This window comes from Streptomyces sp. NPDC007983, assembly GCF_042958345.1.
Classification (GTDB): Bacteria; Actinomycetota; Actinomycetes; order Streptomycetales; family Streptomycetaceae; genus Streptomyces.
Map to the genome: position 1 here is coordinate 1 of NZ_JBIBJI010000002.1, position 16,522 is coordinate 16,522.

18 protein-coding genes are annotated in these 16,522 nt (G+C 70.0%); 11 read left to right on the forward strand and 7 right to left on the reverse strand.

All coding sequences use genetic code 11. From position 1 onward, the window contains the following. The first annotated feature begins 137 nt into the window (after positions 1–137). From ACFZCY_RS04760 to ACFZCY_RS04770, 3 genes are read left to right on the forward strand one after another with little or no spacing between them, the layout of a single operon-like run. Positions 138–497: a hypothetical protein gene (locus ACFZCY_RS04760; protein ID WP_391169439.1), complete on the forward strand. Its 360-nt coding sequence runs from the start codon at positions 138–140 to the stop codon at positions 495–497. A gap of 53 nt (positions 498–550) precedes the next feature. After that, the gene (locus ACFZCY_RS04765) at positions 551–4,771 is read left to right on the forward strand and encodes a DUF6531 domain-containing protein (protein WP_391170360.1); all 4,221 of its coding nucleotides are present in this window, start codon (positions 551–553) and stop codon (positions 4,769–4,771) included. Further along, the gene (locus ACFZCY_RS04770) at positions 4,771–5,109 is read left to right on the forward strand and encodes a hypothetical protein (RefSeq protein ID WP_391169441.1); all 339 of its coding nucleotides are present in this window, start codon (positions 4,771–4,773) and stop codon (positions 5,107–5,109) included. The genes ACFZCY_RS04765 and ACFZCY_RS04770 overlap by 1 nt, the downstream gene beginning before the upstream one ends. Before the next feature lie 95 nt (positions 5,110–5,204). Here ACFZCY_RS04770 and ACFZCY_RS04775 read toward each other — a convergent pair whose 3' ends face one another. Beyond that, entirely contained in the window at positions 5,205–6,044 is an 840-nt protein-coding gene (locus tag ACFZCY_RS04775; protein ID WP_391169442.1) for an AraC family ligand binding domain-containing protein, read from the reverse strand. Positions 6,045–6,093: 49 nt separating this feature from the next. On the opposite strand from ACFZCY_RS04775, the gene ACFZCY_RS04780 reads away from it, so the two are divergent. Further along, positions 6,094–6,534 carry a DUF2000 family protein gene (locus tag ACFZCY_RS04780; protein WP_391169443.1) on the forward strand — a complete coding sequence of 147 codons (441 nt, stop codon included), beginning with the start codon at positions 6,094–6,096 and terminating at the stop codon, positions 6,532–6,534. Between the two features lie 33 nt (positions 6,535–6,567). Here ACFZCY_RS04780 and ACFZCY_RS04785 read toward each other — a convergent pair whose 3' ends face one another. After that, positions 6,568–7,245 carry a hypothetical protein gene (locus ACFZCY_RS04785; protein WP_391169445.1) on the reverse strand — a complete coding sequence of 226 codons (678 nt, stop codon included), beginning with the start codon at positions 7,243–7,245 and terminating at the stop codon, positions 6,568–6,570. 171 nt (positions 7,246–7,416) lie between these two features. Between ACFZCY_RS04785 and ACFZCY_RS04790 the strand changes: the two genes are divergently transcribed. From ACFZCY_RS04790 to ACFZCY_RS04800, 3 genes are read left to right on the forward strand one after another with little or no spacing between them, the layout of a single operon-like run. After that, positions 7,417–7,875: a hypothetical protein gene (locus ACFZCY_RS04790; RefSeq protein ID WP_391169447.1), complete on the forward strand. Its 459-nt coding sequence runs from the start codon at positions 7,417–7,419 to the stop codon at positions 7,873–7,875. 10 nt (positions 7,876–7,885) lie between these two features. After that, positions 7,886–8,353 carry a helix-turn-helix domain-containing protein gene (locus ACFZCY_RS04795; protein ID WP_391169448.1) on the forward strand — a complete coding sequence of 156 codons (468 nt, stop codon included), beginning with the start codon at positions 7,886–7,888 and terminating at the stop codon, positions 8,351–8,353. Further along, on the forward strand, positions 8,322–8,780 hold the full coding sequence (locus ACFZCY_RS04800) for a VOC family protein (RefSeq protein ID WP_391169449.1): 459 nt from the start codon (positions 8,322–8,324) through the stop codon (positions 8,778–8,780). Before ACFZCY_RS04795 ends, ACFZCY_RS04800 begins: the two co-directional genes overlap by 32 nt. 16 nt (positions 8,781–8,796) lie before the next feature. On the opposite strand, the gene ACFZCY_RS04805 is transcribed toward ACFZCY_RS04800, so the two are convergent. From ACFZCY_RS04805 to ACFZCY_RS04820, 4 genes are all read right to left on the reverse strand, one after another. Continuing rightward, positions 8,797–9,225, reverse strand: coding sequence for a transcriptional repressor (locus ACFZCY_RS04805; protein ID WP_391169451.1), 429 nt, complete (start codon positions 9,223–9,225; stop codon positions 8,797–8,799). Between the two features lie 91 nt (positions 9,226–9,316). After that, a complete protein-coding gene (locus ACFZCY_RS04810) occupies positions 9,317–10,192 on the reverse strand; it encodes an iron chelate uptake ABC transporter family permease subunit (protein WP_391169453.1) in 876 nt (291 codons plus the stop codon). 1 nt (position 10,193) lies between these two features. Further along, complete coding sequence (locus tag ACFZCY_RS04815; RefSeq protein ID WP_391169455.1) at positions 10,194–11,075, reverse strand: ATP-binding cassette domain-containing protein; 882 nt, start codon at positions 11,073–11,075, stop codon at positions 10,194–10,196. A 23-nt stretch (positions 11,076–11,098) separates the two neighbouring features. Then, positions 11,099–12,058: a metal ABC transporter solute-binding protein, Zn/Mn family gene (locus tag ACFZCY_RS04820; protein WP_391169457.1), complete on the reverse strand. Its 960-nt coding sequence runs from the start codon at positions 12,056–12,058 to the stop codon at positions 11,099–11,101. A 153-nt stretch (positions 12,059–12,211) separates the two neighbouring features. On the opposite strand from ACFZCY_RS04820, the gene ACFZCY_RS04825 reads away from it, so the two are divergent. Both ACFZCY_RS04825 and ACFZCY_RS04830 read left to right on the forward strand, forming a co-directional pair. After that, on the forward strand, positions 12,212–13,594 hold the full coding sequence (locus ACFZCY_RS04825) for a glycine--tRNA ligase (RefSeq protein ID WP_391169458.1): 1,383 nt from the start codon (positions 12,212–12,214) through the stop codon (positions 13,592–13,594). Between the two features lie 135 nt (positions 13,595–13,729). After that, positions 13,730–14,032, forward strand: a complete 303-nt coding sequence (locus ACFZCY_RS04830; RefSeq protein ID WP_391169459.1) for a hypothetical protein — start codon at positions 13,730–13,732, stop codon at positions 14,030–14,032. Here ACFZCY_RS04830 and ACFZCY_RS04835 read toward each other — a convergent pair. Beyond that, the gene (locus ACFZCY_RS04835) at positions 13,971–14,489 is read right to left on the reverse strand and encodes a hypothetical protein (RefSeq protein ID WP_391169461.1); all 519 of its coding nucleotides are present in this window, start codon (positions 14,487–14,489) and stop codon (positions 13,971–13,973) included. The two genes, ACFZCY_RS04830 and ACFZCY_RS04835, sit on opposite strands and share 62 nt — an antisense overlap. A 172-nt stretch (positions 14,490–14,661) precedes the next feature. On the opposite strand from ACFZCY_RS04835, the gene ACFZCY_RS04840 reads away from it, so the two are divergent. Then, positions 14,662–15,876, forward strand: coding sequence for a histidine kinase (locus tag ACFZCY_RS04840; RefSeq protein WP_391169463.1), 1,215 nt, complete (start codon positions 14,662–14,664; stop codon positions 15,874–15,876). Next, positions 15,864–16,508 (forward strand): response regulator, encoded by a 645-nt coding sequence (locus tag ACFZCY_RS04845; protein ID WP_391169464.1) that lies wholly within the window; start codon positions 15,864–15,866, stop codon positions 16,506–16,508. Before ACFZCY_RS04840 ends, ACFZCY_RS04845 begins: the two co-directional genes overlap by 13 nt. Positions 16,509–16,522 lie beyond the last annotated feature (14 nt).

A 16,522-nucleotide genomic window follows, 5' to 3' on the forward strand; every position in this document is an offset into this window, starting at 1 on the left:
CGCCAACACCAAGCTCGCCTCAGTCACTACAAACGGCGTGGCCACAGCCCCTGAAAACTGCCCAGCAATCAGAACAAGCACCGTTGCAGTACTAGTCTGGAGGCTTTGCACACGTATGCCGGAGGGGGAGGCGTGGCATGGGCGACGGCCGCGGCAAGGGCAAGGTCCTGGACATCAAGGTGGCGGACATCAAGTCCGTCTCACCGACGTTCCACCACCAGGCGGTGAAGCTGAGTGAGGCGCTGACCACGCTGATCAGCACCCTGGACGGCTACGGGGAGCCGTGGGGGGACGACAAACCGGGCAAGGACTTCGGGAAGCACTACAAGCCCAACCAGAAGCACATCGAGTCGTCCACCGGCATCCTCGTCCTCGGCCTGACCAGCATCCATGAGGCGATGCAGGACATGGCCGACGGCCACGTCGACAACGACAAGCTGATCGAGGGCATGTTCACCAAGGCCAAGCACGCGCCTGGTGAGGGTGGCCACAAGTGAGCTTCGGAAGCGAAATAGAGGAGAAGGCCAAGGCTCTTCTGCTGAAGCTCGGCATGTGGTGGCCGGACGCCAACTCCGGCACCCTGCGCCACGCGGCCGACGCCTGGCGGACCTTCGCCGACAGCGTGGATGACGTGCGCGCCGCGACCGACAAAGCGGCCACGACACTCATCCACAACAACAAGGGCGAGGCGATCGACGCCTTCGAGACCTTCTGGGAGCGCTACGCCAAGGGCAAGGACGAGGGCTGGCTGAGCAACCTCGCCAAGTCCGCCCGCAGTATGGCCAAGGCGTTGGACAAATTCGCCGACCAGGTCGATGACGCGATCGAGAAGCTGTGGACGCAGATCGGCATCGATGCCGTCGCCCTCGTCGGCGGCGTGTTGCTGACTCCCGTCACCGGAGGGGGGTCCGACGCGGTCGCGGGGGAGATCATCGCGATGGCGGCCGGGCTGGGCATCGCGGTGGAGGAGGCGGTCGCCACCATCGCCGCGGAAATGCTGGTCGGCGCGGCCTTCACCAGCGTTCTCTCGGTGACCGTGGACGTCGCCGTCGCCCAGCCCGTGAAGATCATCCTGGGGCAGCAGAACGGCTTCAGCCTGGACGAGGTGAACGCCGCCGCCAAGGACGGCATGATCTACGGCGGCATCTTCGGCGCGGGAGCGGGCGTGCTCAAGCCCGGCGTGCTCCCCAAGACCGGTGGCGTTCCCAACCTGCTGAAGCCGCCAGGCATGCGCCCCAGCCTCATCGAGGAGGGCCCAGCCGGCCGCCCGACGAAGGAATGCCCGAGGGTCGGGGAGCCGATCGACATCGCGACCGGCGCGATGCTGATGGAACAGACCGACCTGACCCTCCCGGGCTCCCTGCCGCTGGTCTTCGAGCGCACTCATCTGTCGTCCTACCGGGGCGGCACCAGCTTCGGCCCGACCTGGTCGTGCCTGCTGGACGAGCGCATCCAGCTCGACTCCCAGGGCGTGGTGTTCGCCGCCGCCGACGGCATGCGGCTGGTGTACCCGGTGCCGGAGCCCGGCGTTCCCACGCTGCCGGAGAAGGGCGCGCGCTGGCCGCTGGAGTGGGACGGCAAGCCGGACGGCGTCATGACCGTCACCGACCCGCAGACCGGCGTCGTCCGCACCTTCACCCGGCCCGCCCCCACCGACGAGTCCGGCGCCGTCCACCTGTGGCTGGACAGTCTCCAGGACCGCAACGGCACCCGCGTCGACATCGAACGCGCCCTGGCCGGCAACCCCCTCGCGATCCGCCACTCCGGCGGCTACTACGTGGCCATCGACACCGACGGCCACCGGCGCGTCACCGCCCTGCGCCTGCTCGACGAGGCGCCGTCGATCTACGACCCCCATGGCCGCGAGGGCACCGGCACGGTCGTCATGCGCTACGCGTACGACGAGGCCGGAAACCTCGCCGAGGTCATCAACTCCAGCAACGAGCCCCTGCGCTTCACCTACGACGCGCAGGGCCGCGTCACGTCCTGGACCGACCGCAACGGCACGTCGTTCGCGTACGTCTACGGTCCGGACGGCCGGGTGATCCGCACCGAGGGCAGCGACGGCGTCTACAACGGCACCCTCGAATACGACGACGACGCGCGCACGACCATCTACACCGACTCCCTCGGCCACCGCACCACCTACCGCTACAACGCCGACGGCCAGGTCATCGAGGAGACCGACCCGCTCGGCCACTCCACCCTCATAACGTGGAACGCCCGGGGCGACCGCCGTCTCTCGGTCACCGACCCCCTGGGTCGCACGACCGGTTACGCCTACGACGAGGACAGCAACCTCACCACCGTCACCCTCCCCGACGGCAGCGAGGCCCGGGCCGCGTACAACGACCTCTGCTTGCCGACCGAGGTCACCGAACCGGGCGGCACCACCTGGCGCCACGCCTACGACGACGCCGGGAACCTCCTCACCACCACCGACCCGACCGGCGCGAGGACCCACTACACGTACAACGACCATGGCCACCTCACCGAGGTCACCGACGCTCTCGACCACACCACCCGCGTCACCCCCGACCCGGCCGGACTGCCGACCGAGGTCGTGGACCCCCTGGGCCACACCACCACCGCCCGCCGCGACAGCTTCGGACGCGTGGTGGAGGTGACCGACCCCCTCGGCCACACCACCCGCATGGGCTGGACCACCGAGGGCAAGCCCGCCTGGCGCGAGGCGGCCGACGGCACGCGGGAGACCTGGACCTGGGACGGCGAAGGCAACCTGCGCAGCCACACCGACCCGGCGGGCAACACCACCCACCACACCGCCACCCACTTCGACGTCCCCGCGACCCGTACCGACCCGGACGGCGCGAGCTACGCCTTCGCGTACGACACCGAGGTGCGCCTGACCCAGGTCACCAACCCGCAGGGCCTGACCTGGACGTACACCTATGACCCGGCGGGCCGGCTCACCGCCGAGACCGACTTCAACGGCCGTACCCTCACCTACACCCACGACGCGGCCGGAAGCCTCCTGACCCGCACCAACGGCGCGGGCGAAACGCTCCACTTCACCCGCGACGCGCTGGGCCGCACCGTCGAACAGCGCACCGACGCGGGCGACACCACCCGGTACACCTACAACGCCTCGGGCCGCCTGACCCAGGCAACCAACCCGGACTCCGAGCTGACCATCGAACGTGACCCCTTGGGCCGCGTCCTGTCGGAGTCGGTCAACGGCCGCACCACCACCTACGCCTACGACGCCGTCGGCCGCCGCACCGAACGCACCACCCCCAGCGGGCTGCGCTCCACCTGGACCCACGACGCCGCAGGCCGTCCCGTCGACCTCCGGAGCGACGCCGGGGCCCTGGCCTTCACCTACGACGCCGTGGGCCGGGAAACCGAACGCCGCCTGGGCGACGGCGCGACGCTGACCCAAACCTGGGACACGGCAGACCGCCTCACCACCCAAACCCTCACCCGAGGCCCCGAGCCCGCCGCCGACCACCTCCTCCAACACCGCTCGTACGCCTACCGAGCGGACGGCTACCTCACCGAGATCCGCGAACTCACCTCCGGCACCCGCCGCTTCGACCTCGACCCCCTCGGCCGGGTCACCGCCGTCCACGCCCACGGCTGGACGGAGACCTACGCGTACGACACGGCAGGCAACCTCACCCACGCCACGGCCCCGGACCACGAAACCCCCGGCGACCGCTCCTTCACCGGCACGATCCTCCACCGCGCCGGCCGCACCACCTACGAACACGACGCCCAGGGCCGCCTGACCCGCCGCACCCGCAAACTCCTGAGCGGCCAGACCCGCACCTGGACCTACACCTGGAACGCCGAAGACCGCCTCACCGACGCGACCACCCCGGACGGCGACCGCTGGCACTACACGTACGACCCCCTGGGCCGCCGCATATCCAAGCACCGCCTCACCGACGACGGTACCGCGGCCGACACCCTGCACTTCACCTGGGAAGACACGCGCCTGGCGGAACAGTCCACCCCGGATGGCAGCCACATAACCTGGGACTACACCCCCGGCACCCACCGCCCCCTCACTCAGACCAACCACCACACCCTGACCCGCCGGCAGGGTGCCTCCCTCCTCACAAAATTCGCGGACAACCCCGCGACGGAGACCCGCTTCCACGCCATCATCACCGACCTGGTCGGCACCCCCACCGAACTGGTCTCCCAGGACGGCGAACTGGCCTGGCAACACCGCACCACCCTCTGGGGCACCCAACTCCCCACTCCACCCGCCGCCCTCGACTGCCCCCTCCGCTTCCCCGGCCAATACGCCGACCCCGAAACGGGCCTGTACTACAACTACTTCCGCCACTACGACCCCGAAACCGCCCGCTACACCTCACCGGACCCTCTCGGGCTCGCAGCGGCACCAAACCACCACAGTTATGTTTTCAGTCCATTTTCTTGGATCGATCCCCTCGGATTGAAGTGCCTTGACCCGGCGGATGCGGAGAAGCACGGAGCCGCGCGGAATACGGCGATCGATAAACAAGGGAATATGCTCGGAATCGAAGACAGTCCTGGTGTGAGGATGGTGAGCGAGGATGAGCTCAAACGGGTGCGCGCTGGGTTGCACGAACAGCTAGGTGCGCCCGAGGTGAAGCATACGCCCAAGGGTGATATCGAAGTTTGGCATCTGTCGGAAGACCCCAAGTCCACCGTGACTTACCGTCCCTTCAGTAAATCCGGTGGGCCAACCATCGACTACAATGATGTGGACGGATTGGAAATGAAAAGGTTTCATATACCGCAGCACGGGAGCTGATGAGAGTGGAAGCCCGGGCCGATTACGATGCAGAGCTCCAGTATCTGCTGCAATACGCACGAGACGACTGGGTGGGGTTTTCGGTAATCAGCGGAACGGTTGCAAGTCTGCTGGGGAGGGGAGCCAGTCGCCAGGAGTTGATGAACATGACGTTGCGAATTATTGGTGACCTGTACGACCGAGGAGTCCGGGCCGGAGAGCTCACCGCATCGGACGCGCATCCGTTCTCTCCGTGGCCGGTAGCGAAAGAGGGGGCTCTGGACAGGATTCAGTCAGAAATGCGGAAGCTCTCGACCATGCCCGACTCGGGAGATATTTGCTGGTTCACGATCCCATGACCTCATCCACGCGGCCCGGCGCGAAAGCGGCGTGGAGATCGAGGTGCACCGGCTCGCGTCCGAAGTGAGGGCATGGCGGAGGAGTGGCGTCGGGTTCAGCTTGAAGGCGTGAGGAGTCGGCGCGAACCAAGGCGTAGCGTCGCCCCCGTGCGGGCGTATTGGCCCGGGGCGATCCCCACGACCCGCTTGAAGTGGCGCGTCAGGTGCGACTGGTCGTAGAGGCCGACCGCGGTGGCCACCTCTCCCGGGGGCTGCCCGTCGAGGAGCAGGCGGCGGGCCAGGTCGACGCGGCGGGAGGTCACGTACTGGTGGGGTGCGATGCCGAACGCGGTGCTGAAGGCGCGGACGAGATGCGTGGGGTGGGCGTGGAGGAGGCGGGCGGCCTCTTCCAGGGTGGGGGCTTCGACGAAGCGTTCGTCGAGGAGGTCGCGCAGGTTCTGGGCGATGCCGCGGTCGGGCGCCGCGCCGACCACGGCCAGCCGGGGGCGCAGGTGTTCGCGCAGGCGCTGGCTGATGAGGGCCAGGCGGCTCTCCGCCTCGAGCTCGTCTCCCGGGGTGGCGAGGGCGGCGTGCAGCTGTCCGATGCGTCGGCGCAGGAGCGGATCGGTGAGGTCCGGGCCGTCGACCGCCGGTCCGATGAGGCTTTCGTCCAGCTGCGTCATGTCGAGGTAGATCACCCGCTTGCGGAAGCCGTGCGAGGTGGCGGGCGAGCCGTTGTGCGGGACCTGCGGCGGCAGCAGGCTGACGGTGTCGTTCGGCGTGCCGCGCTCATGGCGGTCCAGGTCGTAGCGGACCGCGCCGTCGTCGACGATCAGCAGGGTCCAGACGTCGTGGACGTGCATGGGGTACGCGTGCTCGGTGAAGTGGGCATGGAAGACCTCGCTGACGCCCGGGACCGACGGGCGCCAAGCAGAGATTCTCTGTCGGGACGCCATGCAAAGAACGTACAAGACGACGACGGCGTGCAGCCGTCAGTCTCGGAGCATGACAACGACGACCGATGAGAGCGCCCCCGTGCGCTTCGACACGAAGATCGCCGTGCTGCTGCGCGACGACCTGGAGACCTGGCAGCGGCTGAATGTGACCGCCTTCGTCGTCAGCGGGCTCGGCACGGTGGCACCCGAGGTGATCGGCGAGCCGTACGCGGACGCCGACGGCACCGCGTACCTCCCGATGCTCCGCCAGCCCGTGCTGGTCTTCGAGGGGACGAAGGAGACGCTGACCACCGCGCACGGCCGCGCGCTGTCCCGCGCGCTGCCGAGGGCGGTGTTCACGTCGGATCTGTTCGGCACGGGCAACGACCGGGACAACCGGGCGGCCGTACGGGCGGTGGGCACCGACCAGCTCGACCTGGTCGGAATGGCCGTCTACGGGCCGCGCAACGCGGTGGACAAGGTCCTCAAGGGCGCGCGGATGCACCACTGAGCGGGGCGACTCTGAGACCCGGCCTGCCTCTCGCTACGTGACCTTCGCGGCCACGGTCCGGACGAGCTCCGGGGTCACCTCGTCGCGCCAGGCGAAGGGCGCCGCGTCCTGCTGGCCTTCGAACGTCGCGGTGGTCTGCCCGCCGACCGTGAACATGAGCGGGCCCTTGCGGCAGGTCCAGTTCTGGTCGGTGGGGGAAGCCATGACGCACTTGTCCGCCCCGTCCGAACTCCCGCCGGGGTTGGCTCCCGCCGCGGCACGCTTGAAGTAGCCGGCTATCAGCTTGGGGTCGGCCACCGCGTCGATGCGGATCCAGGCCTGGGTGGCGCTGTACGTCTCGCCCGGCAGCCGCATGACGTAGACGCACTCGCCGTACGGGGACTGGTTGCTCTCCTTCCACGAGGAGTCCGCGCGGAAGTCCTTGATCGAGAGCGCGGGGACCGGGCGGTATGCCTGCTGGATGTCCTGGGCGTCCGGAAGGATCGCCGTGATGTCCTGCTGGGTCACCAGCCCGCAGGCGTCCGGCCACTCGTCGGCGGGCAGGATTTTTCCGTCCCTCAGCGCGGGCACATGGGCGGTCGACCCTCGCGATGAGGCCTTCCCGACGGACGTCTCCTCGGCGGAACGGGGGATCGGGAGGGTCGCCAGAACGGAGACGGAGGCCACCAGGGCGCCGAACAAGGCGAGCAGGGCGATGCGCTTCTTCTTCACGATGGCCGACCCTTCCCCAGGGGCCCGGAACGAACCGCGTTCGCCGCCATCTCCCCAAGGGCTTCACGCCGGGACCGTACGGCGGCCGAGGAGCGTGGGCACAGCGGACACGACGCGATCCCGCACCATGGCCGGCGGCCTGGGCGCACGCACCCGCTTAACCTGAGGATCATGGAATTCGCGAAGGCTGCATGGGACCCGGAGCTGCATGGGTTCCGGGTCGACCCGACCGCCTATCTGGCGGAGCTGCCGCGGTTGCGGGACGCCCTGCCGCCCGGGGCGTGGGCGTTCGCTGCCGACGAGGAGCACTACCGCTTCGGGACCGGCGCCAGGTGTGTGAAGGATCTGGGGCTGGCCGGGGTCGACATCCCCGGGCGCAAGGGCGGCGGGCTGACGCTCACCTTCGTGCCCAGCGAGTGGAAGCACGACACAGGGCTGCGGATCCGTTACGCCGGGGTCCGGCACTTCTCGATCGACTACGCGCACGCCATCGACTGGATGGAGACGGACACGGTCCTGCTCGACGAGATCCTTCCGCATGACGCCGGATGCAGCCATGAGATCGCCCTGACCGATGCGGTGATCATCGTGCACTGCCGGGATCTGGAAGCCGTCTGGGGCGGCGTGTGATCCTGTGGGGGTGAATCTGGAGGATTTGGTCCGGTTGCGGAAGGCGCGGGACCGGATGGATCGGGACTACGCGCAGCCGCTGGACGTGCCGGCGCTGGCGCGTGGGGCGCTGATGTCGACGGGGCACTTCGCGCGGAGCTTCCGGGAGGCCTTCGGGGAGACGCCGTACAGCTACCTGATGACGCGGCGGATCGAGCGGGCCAAGGCGTTGCTGCGGCGGGGGGATCTGCCGGTGACGGAGGTCTGCTTCGCGGTCGGGTGTACGTCGCTTGGGTCGTTCAGCTCACGGTTCACGGAGCTGGTCGGGGAGAGCCCGAGCGCGTACCGGGCGCGCGATCATGAGCATGGCGCGGACATCCCGGCCTGTGTCGCCAAGGTCTTCACCCGGCCGGTCAGGAACGCGGCCAGCAAGCCGGTCGGCAATCCGGACGGCGATCCGGTCAGGAATGGAGAAGCGGATCCCGCCGCCCGGTCGTAGCGTGACAGACATGAACAACATCACGCTTTCCACGTGCTTCATAGCCGTCGACGACCATGACAAGGCACTCGCCTTCTACCGCGACATCCTGGGCCTGGAGGTCCGCAACGACGTCGGGTTCGAAGGGATGCGCTGGGTGACCGTCGGGTCGCCGTCACAGCCGGACGTCAGCATCGTCCTCGAACCCCCCGCCGCGAATCCCAACGCCTCGCCCGCCGACAAGCAGGCCATGGCGGAACTCCTCGCCAAGGGCATGCTGCGTGGGGTCCTCTTCGCGACGGAGGACGTGGACGCCACGTTCGAGCACATCCGGGCGGCGGGCGGCGAGGTGCTGCAGGAACCGATCGATCAGCCGTACGGCGTGCGCGACTGCGCCTTCCGCGACCCGGCCGGGAATCTGCTGCGCTTCAACCAGCCGAAGCGCTAGCCGCCGGGCCCGGCCGTCAGGCCTGGCCCCCGGCCGCGGGGGCCGCGCAGTCGCCGCAGGTGCCGAAGATCTCGATGGTGTGGGCCACGTCCACGAAACCGTGCTCTGCGGCGATCGCGTCGGCCCACTTCTCTACCGCCGGGCCCTCGACCTCGACCGCCTTGCCGCAGGAGCGGCAGACCAGGTGGTGGTGGTGCTCCTCGCTGTTGCAGCGGCGGTAGACGGCCTCGCCCTCGGTGGTGCGCAGGACGTCGACCTCGCCGGCGTCGGCGAGGGACTGGAGGGTGCGGTAGACGGTGGTCAGGCCGACCGAGTCGCCCCGGTGCTTGAGCATGTCGTGAAGCTCCTGCGCACTGCGGAACTCGTCCACCTCGTCCAACGCCGCCGCCACCGCGGCGCGCTGCCTGGTGGACCGGCCGCGTACTGGGGGACCCGCGGTCGCCACAGTTGCCTCCTCAACCTCGCCTGCCCGTAAGCGTCTGTCGTCTGCCTGGCCATTGTGCCAGCTAACGGATCGGCTACGGACTAGCTGTGCACTAGACGAGTACGTCGTCCTTCAGGGTGCACCGCCCCTCGGACGCCGAGGCGGGCCTATGGGCGCGCCGTTTGGCCAGGGGCGCGGCGAGCGCGGTGATCACGGCGAAGACGCCGATGGCGAGGACGACGATGCTCGCGCCGGGCGGCACGTTCTTGTAGAAGGAGAAGACCGTCCCGGACAGGGTGACCACGACGCCGATGCCGACCGCCAGCGCCAGGGTCATCGCGAAGCCGCGGGTGGCCTGCTGGGCGGCGGCGACCGGGACCACCATGAGGGCGCTTACCAGCAGCAGGCCGACGACGCGCATGGCGACGGTGACGGTGACGGCGGCGGTGACGGCCAGCAGCAGGTTGAGCGTACGGACGGGCAGCCCGGTCACCCGGGCGAACTCCTCGTCCTGGCAGACCGCGAACAGCTGCCGCCGCAGCCCGAGGGTGATCAGCACGACGAAGGCGGCCAGCAGGCTGATCACGACGACGTCCTGCTGCGACACGGTGGTGATCGAGCCGAAGAGGTACGTGGTCAGGTTGGCGTTGGAGCCGGTCGGCGAGAGGTTGATCAGCAGGACGCCGCCGGCCATGCCGCCGTAGAAGAGCATCGCGAGCGCGAGGTCGCCGCGGGTCTTGCCGTACCAGCGGATCAGCTCCATCAGGACGGCGCCGAGCGCGGAGACGAGGATGGCGGTCCAGACCGGGTTGGTGCCGGTCAGGAAGCCGAGCGCGACTCCGGTGAGCGCGACATGGCCGATGCCGTCGCCCATGATCGCCTGGCGGCGCTGGACGAGGTAGATGCCGACGGCGGGGGCGGTGACGCCGACGAGGACGGCGGCGAGCAGGGCCCGCTGCATAAAGGCGTAGTCGAGGACTTCCAGCATGTCAGGTCAGCAACCCTGTCCGGATCGGTTCGGCGTCGGGCGCCGCATGGGGATGGACGTGATCATGGCCGGGCAGCGCATGCTGGCCGACGGCCTTGGGCGGCGGGCCGTCGTGGACGACACAGCCGTCGCGGAGCACCACCGCGCGGTCGATCAGCGGCTCCAGCGGGCCCAGCTCATGGAGGACGAGGAGCACGGTGGTCCCCGCCGCGACCTGCTCGCGCAGCGTCCCGGCGAGGATCTCCTGGCTGACCAGGTCGACCCCGGCCATCGGCTCGTCCATGATCAGCAGTTCGGGCTCACCGGCCAGCGCGCGGGCGATCAGCACCCGCTGGTGCTGGCCGCCGGAGAGCGCGCCGACCGGGTCGCGGGTGCGGTCGGCCATGCCGACCAGCTCCAGCGCGCGGTGCACGGCCGCCCGGTCCGCCTTGCGCGGCGGTCCGAACCGGCGGCGGGCCAGCCGCCCGGCCGAGACGACCTCGCGGACGGTCGCGGGGACGCCGCTCGCCGCGGTCGTGCGCTGCGGTACGTAGCCCACGCGGGCCCAGTCGCGGAAGCGGCGGCCGGGGGTGCCGAACAGCGCCAGCTCGCCGCCGGTCAGCGGCACCTGGCCGACGACGGCGCGTACGGCGGTCGACTTGCCGGAGCCGTTCGCGCCGAGCAGCGCGACGACCTCGCCGCGCCCCACGGTCAGGTCGACGCCGCGCAGGATCGGGCGGCCGCCGAGCGAGGCGGTGGCGCCGCGCAGGGATATGACCGGGTCGGCGTCGGCGGCTGCCGAGGGGGCGGCGGTCGCGGCGGCGCGCCCGTTCGCCGTACCGCGCCCGCCTCCACGTTCCGCCGCTTCGCCGGGCCGTGTGCTGCCGTCGGGTTCCTTGGCCATGGATTCCTCCGTCGTATCGCGTGTCATCCCGCGCCGAGCGCCTTGCGCAGAGCCGTCAGGTTCGACCGCATGACCTCGAAGTAGTCGCGGCCCTTGGACGCCTTGCCGATCCCCTCGATGGGGTCGAGGACGTCCGTCTTGAGGTGGAGATCGCCCGCCAGGGTCTTCGCCGTCTTGTCGCTCACCAGAGTCTCGAAGAAGACGGTGCCGACCTTGTCCTTCTTGGCGATGGTGTGCAGCCCCCGCATCCGTGCCGGGCTCGGCTCGGATTCCGGGTCGAGCCCGGAGATGGCCTCCTGGCGCAGCCCGTAGCGCTCGGAGAGATAGCCGAACGCGGCGTGGGTGGTGATGAAGGTATCCGTACCGCGGCCCTTCAATCCGGTCTCGAAGTCTTCGTTGAGGGCGCCGAGCTGCTTCACCAGGGCGGCGGTGTTCTTCTTGTAGGCGGCGGCGTGGTCCGGGTCGGCCTTCCGCAGGGCCTTGCCGACGCCCTCGGCGACCTGGGCGTAGCGCACCGGGTCGAGCCAGATGTGCGGATCGGCGGCGGCGTCACCCTCGTGCGCCTCGTGTCCGTGCCCGTGGCCGTCCTCGCCCTCCACCTCCGTCCCGTGGTCCTCCAGGCTGGTGTACGAGGCGGCGTCGGCGACGTGCCGCGGCTCGGCCTGGCCGATGGCGCGGTCGACGGACGGCTGGAGCCCCTTGAGGTAGACCACCAGACCGGCCTTGCTGAGCTGGGCCGTCTGCCGGGGGCTGATCTCCAGGTCGTGCGGCTCGACGCCCGGCTTGGTCAGGGTGGAGACATGGACGTGGTTCCCCCCGATGCGCTGGGCGAGGAACTGCATGGGATAGAACGACGCCACCACATCGAGCTTGCCGTCCGTCCTTCCGTCTCCGGTGTGGTTGGAGCAGGCTGTGAGGGTGGTCAAGCTCATCGCGGCGGCCCCGGCAAGGGCTGCCGCGGGGGAGAGGCGGCGTATGTTCATGACTCTCATTTTCAACAAAGATGGAAACGGTTGTCAACAAGAGTCTTGTTCTTGATCACTTCCGGTATCGATTTGATCCGGGGGGTGCCGCCGCCGGTAACCTGAAGCATTCGCTTCGCGTCCTCCAATGTCGTCATCAATGAAGAGAGCACCGTGGCCGCCGACAAGATCGACACCATCGTCAGCCTGAGCAAGCGCCGTGGCTTCGTCTATCCGTGCAGCGAGATCTACGGCGGCCAGCGCGCCGCCTGGGACTACGGACCGCTCGGCGTGGAGCTGAAGGAGAACATCAAGCGCCAGTGGTGGCGTTCCATGGTCACCTCGCGCGACGACGTCGTGGGACTCGACTCGTCCGTGATCCTCGCCCGTGAGGTCTGGGAGGCGTCCGGCCACGTCGCCACCTTCACGGACCCGCTGACCGAGTGCACCTCCTGCCACAAGCGGTTCCGCGCGGACCACCTGGAGGAGGCCTACGAGGCCAAGCACGGCAAGCTGCCCGAGAACGGCATGGCCGACCTCAACTGCCCGCACTGCGGCAACAAGGGCAGCTTCACCGAGCCCAAGCAGTTCTCCGGGCTGCTGTCCACCCACCTCGGCCCGACCCAGGACTCCGGCTCGGTCGCGTACCTGCGCCCCGAGACCGCCCAGGGCATCTTCACCAACTTCCTCGCCGTGCAGCAGACCTCGCGCCGCAAGCCGCCGTTCGGCATCGCGCAGCTCGGCAAGTCCTTCCGGAACGAGATCACGCCGGGCAACTTCATCTTCCGCACCCGTGAGTTCGAGCAGATGGAGATGGAGTTCTTCGTCAAGCCGGGCGAGGACGAGACCTGGCACGAGTACTGGATGGAGCAGCGCTACAACTGGTACCGCGACCTCGGCATCCAGGAGGCCAACCTCCGCTGGTACGAGCACCCGAAGGAGAAGCTCTCCCACTACTCCAAGCGCACCGCCGACATCGAGTACCGCTTCAGCTTCGGCGGCTCCGAGTGGGGCGAGCTGGAGGGCGTGGCCAACCGCACCGACTACGACCTCAAGGCGCACTCCGCGGCGTCCGGCCAGGACCTGTCGTACTTCGACCAGGAGGCCGGGGAGCGCTGGACCCCGTACGTCATCGAGCCGGCGGCGGGCGTCGGCCGCGCCATGCTGGCCTTCATGCTCGACGCGTACATCGAGGACGAGGCGCCCAACGCCAAGGGCAAGCTGGAGAAGCGCACCGTGATGCAGCTCGACCCGCGGCTCGCCCCGGTCAAGGTCGCGGTGCTGCCGCTGTCCCGCAACCCGCAGCTCTCCCCGAAGGCCAAGGGGCTCGCGGCGGACCTGCGCAAGCACTGGAACATCGAGTTCGACGACGCGGGCGCCATCGGCCGCCGCTACCGCCGCCAGGACGAGATCGGCACGCCCTTCTGTGTCACCGTCGACTTCGACACGCTCGACGACAACGCGGTGACCGTGCGCGAACGCGACACGATGAAGCAGGAGCGGGTCTCCCTCGACCAGATCCAGTCGTACCTGGGCGGCCGGCTGATCGGCTGCTGACCAGCGCGCTACGGCAGGGCGCACAGCACGAGGACGGGCTCCGGCACCGCGGTGGGAATGCCGCGGCGCCGGAGCCCGTCGGCTTGGCAGGTTCGGTTTCGGCAGAGGTTCGGCAGGAACGGGGGTTCACCAACCATGCGAGGCGTGACGCATCACATCACGGCCACCCGCGAGGACGGCACTGTCTTCGAGGTGAGTTACGGCTACGGCCCGGGGCAGCGGCGGCTCCTCGGCTGCCTGCACTGCGACTGGACGGAACGGATCACCTACGGCGGGGCCCGCCACAAGGGCCTCGACCACCTCGCTCAGGCCCACGGCGCCCTCGGCTCCCCGCGCATGACGGCCGACGCGGCGGCGCGGCGCCAGGCGCTACTGATCATGTTCGTGTGCTTCGCGGCGGCCGCGGTGATGCTGTGGTGGGCGGCGTCCCAGGGCTGACCCGCGGAAGGTCCTTCGGCGTGCCGCCCAGCGCCAGCGCCGCGCACACCGCGGCCAGCGGCAGCTCCGCGCCCAGCGCCATCGCGACGGCACCGGCCAGCTCCCCGCCCGAGGCGGCCGTCACCGTGTCGAACCACGCGTCCACCAGCAGCAGCGTGCCGCTGGCCGCCGCGGTGAGGCGGTGACGGTCGTCCCCGCGCCGCCGCAGGACGGCGGTGGAGAGCAGCCCGAGCGCTTCGAGCGCGTCCAGGCCCACCCAGGCCGCGTTCCAGTGCGCGGCCCGGGCGGTGGAGGGGAGCGTCCGCGCCAGTACGTACAGCCAGGGCACCAGCGCCACCCCCGAGGCGAGCAGCACCGGCTCGGGGCGTACCCGGGTGAGCCACGTCAGACGGGGCCGGGGGCGGGATGTGCTCCGGCCGGGCCGGGCGGACCGGTCGGGGGCGTACAGGGCGGTCATCGGGCGGGTCTCCTTCCGGACGGCCCGGCGATCGGGCCTGCCCACCAGCCTTGTCGGCGCCACCTCCCGTGTCGTTCATGGCAGTTGCCGATGTGGGGTGGCACTAGTTGCACCCCCTTTCCGGGCCCGTGCTCCAGCGCGCGGCCGCACCGAGCCGCTCTAGAGTCGCCGTATGAGACTCCCCACCGCGCTGCGGCCCGCGTTCGAACGGACGCTTCACCGGCTGCGGCGCGACCTCGGTTTCGGCGCCGTCGGCGCGGCGGTGCAGTTCGTGGCCTGGGCGATACCGATGAGCGTTCCGTGGCTGGTCTACGAGGACACCACGACCCTGGGGGAGGTCATGCTCGCCCTGACCCTCCCCCTCGCGATCCCGGCCGTGGCCACGCCCGTGCTGACGCGCGTCCAGCGGTGGCGCTTCGAGGAGCTGCTCGGCATCGAGATCACCGGGCCCGAACGGGCCCCGCGGCAGCTGTGGTACCACCTGCTGGCCGGACCGGCGGTCGCGTGGGGAGGAGTGCTGGCCGTCGTGATGGCCCTCGTCGGCTTCGTGGCCGCCACCGTCTACATCTGGGTGTGGGGCGTCCCGCTGTCCTGGCGGCTCGACCATGTCGGGTACTCGACCCAGGCCGCGTACGTCACGGCCGGTGGCCTGATCCTGCTGGTCCTCGCCTACGCGCTCACCGGCGCCCTCGTACGGCTCGACACGCGCGCCGCGACCGCGCTGCTGGGTCCCGTACCGGCCAGGGAACTGAAGCGCAGGGTCGAGGACCTGACCGAGAGCCGTGCGGGCGCGGTCGACGCGGGCGATGCAGAGCGCCGCCGCATCGAACGCGATCTGCACGACGGCGCCCAGCAGCGGCTGGTCTCCATGGCGGTCAACCTGGGCCTGGCCAAGGCCACCCTGACCGATCTGCCGGACGAGGCACGGCAGGTGATCGAAGAGGCGCACCGGGAGGCCAAGGGGGCCATCGAGGAGCTGAGCAGCCTGGTGCGCGGGCTGCACCCGGCCGTCCTCGACGAACTCGGGCTGGACGCCGCCCTCTCCGGCATCGCGGCGCGCGCCCCGCTGCCGGTGCGGCTGCACGTCCACGTGCCGGAGCGAGCCGCCCCGACCGTCGAGGCCGTCGCGTACTTCGTCGTCTCCGAGGCCCTCGCCAACGTCGCCAAGCACGCGCGGGCGCAGCGGGCCGACATCACGGTCGTGCGCACCGGGGACACGCTCCGGATCGTCGTCGCCGACGACGGGGAGGGCGGAGCCGACGCCGCCCGGGGCACCGGTCTCACCGGGCTCGCCAAGCGGGCGGGCTCGGTGGACGGCACGTTCGGCATCAGCAGCCCCCGCGGGGGCCCGACCGTCATCACCGTGGAGCTGCCGTGCGTGCTGTGATCGCCGAGGATTCGGTTCTGCTGCGGATCGGCCTCGTCAAGGTGTTGCGGATGGCGGGCTTCGAGGTGACCGCGGAGGCGGCGGACGCGGAGGGCCTGCTGACGGCGGTGGAGGAACACCGCCCGGACATCGCCGTGGTGGACGTACGGATGCCACCGGGCTTCACGGACGAGGGCGTCCGGGCCGCCCTGCTCATCCGGCAGCAGTGGCCGGACACGGCGGTGCTGCTGCTGTCGCAGTACGTGGAGGAGCGCTACGCGGCCGATCTGCTCACCGCGCACACGAGCGGGATCGGCTATCTGCTGAAGCAACGCGTCGCGGACGTGGAGGAGTTCATCGACGCGCTGCGGCGGGTGGCGGGCGGTGGCACCGCGCTGGACCCGCAGGTGGTCTCCCAGCTCCTCGTCCGCCGCCACAGCGACCCGCTGGACCGGCTGACGCGGCGGGAGCGGGAGGTGCTGGAGCTGATGGCGGGCGGCCGGTCGAACACGGGGATCGCCGCGGCGCTGGTGATCAGCGAGTCCGCGGTGGCGAAGCACATCAACAGCATCTTCGTGAAGCTGGACCTGCCGGTCGCCGACGCGGACCACCGCCGGGTGCTGGCGGTGCTGCGGTTCCTGGGCGTGCGCTGAGCGCCGGGCCTCCC

Excerpts from the sequence above, each read along its gene's own strand:
- ACFZCY_RS04775 (WP_391169442.1), bottom strand. The coding sequence starts at position 6,044 with ATGGCGTCCCGACAGAGAATCTCTGCTTGGCGCCCGTCGGTCCCGGGC.
- ACFZCY_RS04840 (WP_391169463.1), top strand. The coding sequence starts at position 14,662 with ATGAGACTCCCCACCGCGCTGCGGCCCGCGTTCGAACGGACGCTTCAC.
- ACFZCY_RS04800 (WP_391169449.1), top strand. The coding sequence starts at position 8,322 with ATGGAGAAGCGGATCCCGCCGCCCGGTCGTAGCGTGACAGACATGAAC.
- ACFZCY_RS04815 (WP_391169455.1), bottom strand. The coding sequence starts at position 11,075 with ATGGCCAAGGAACCCGACGGCAGCACACGGCCCGGCGAAGCGGCGGAA.
- ACFZCY_RS04760 (WP_391169439.1), top strand. The coding sequence starts at position 138 with ATGGGCGACGGCCGCGGCAAGGGCAAGGTCCTGGACATCAAGGTGGCG.
- ACFZCY_RS04780 (WP_391169443.1), top strand. The coding sequence starts at position 6,094 with ATGACAACGACGACCGATGAGAGCGCCCCCGTGCGCTTCGACACGAAG.
- ACFZCY_RS04765 (WP_391170360.1), top strand. The coding sequence starts at position 551 with ATGTGGTGGCCGGACGCCAACTCCGGCACCCTGCGCCACGCGGCCGAC.
- ACFZCY_RS04790 (WP_391169447.1), top strand. The coding sequence starts at position 7,417 with ATGGAATTCGCGAAGGCTGCATGGGACCCGGAGCTGCATGGGTTCCGG.
- ACFZCY_RS04820 (WP_391169457.1), bottom strand. The coding sequence starts at position 12,058 with ATGAACATACGCCGCCTCTCCCCCGCGGCAGCCCTTGCCGGGGCCGCC.
- ACFZCY_RS04770 (WP_391169441.1), top strand. The coding sequence starts at position 4,771 with ATGAGAGTGGAAGCCCGGGCCGATTACGATGCAGAGCTCCAGTATCTG.
- ACFZCY_RS04835 (WP_391169461.1), bottom strand. The coding sequence starts at position 14,489 with ATGACCGCCCTGTACGCCCCCGACCGGTCCGCCCGGCCCGGCCGGAGC.
- ACFZCY_RS04830 (WP_391169459.1), top strand. The coding sequence starts at position 13,730 with ATGCGAGGCGTGACGCATCACATCACGGCCACCCGCGAGGACGGCACT.
- ACFZCY_RS04810 (WP_391169453.1), bottom strand. The coding sequence starts at position 10,192 with ATGCTGGAAGTCCTCGACTACGCCTTTATGCAGCGGGCCCTGCTCGCC.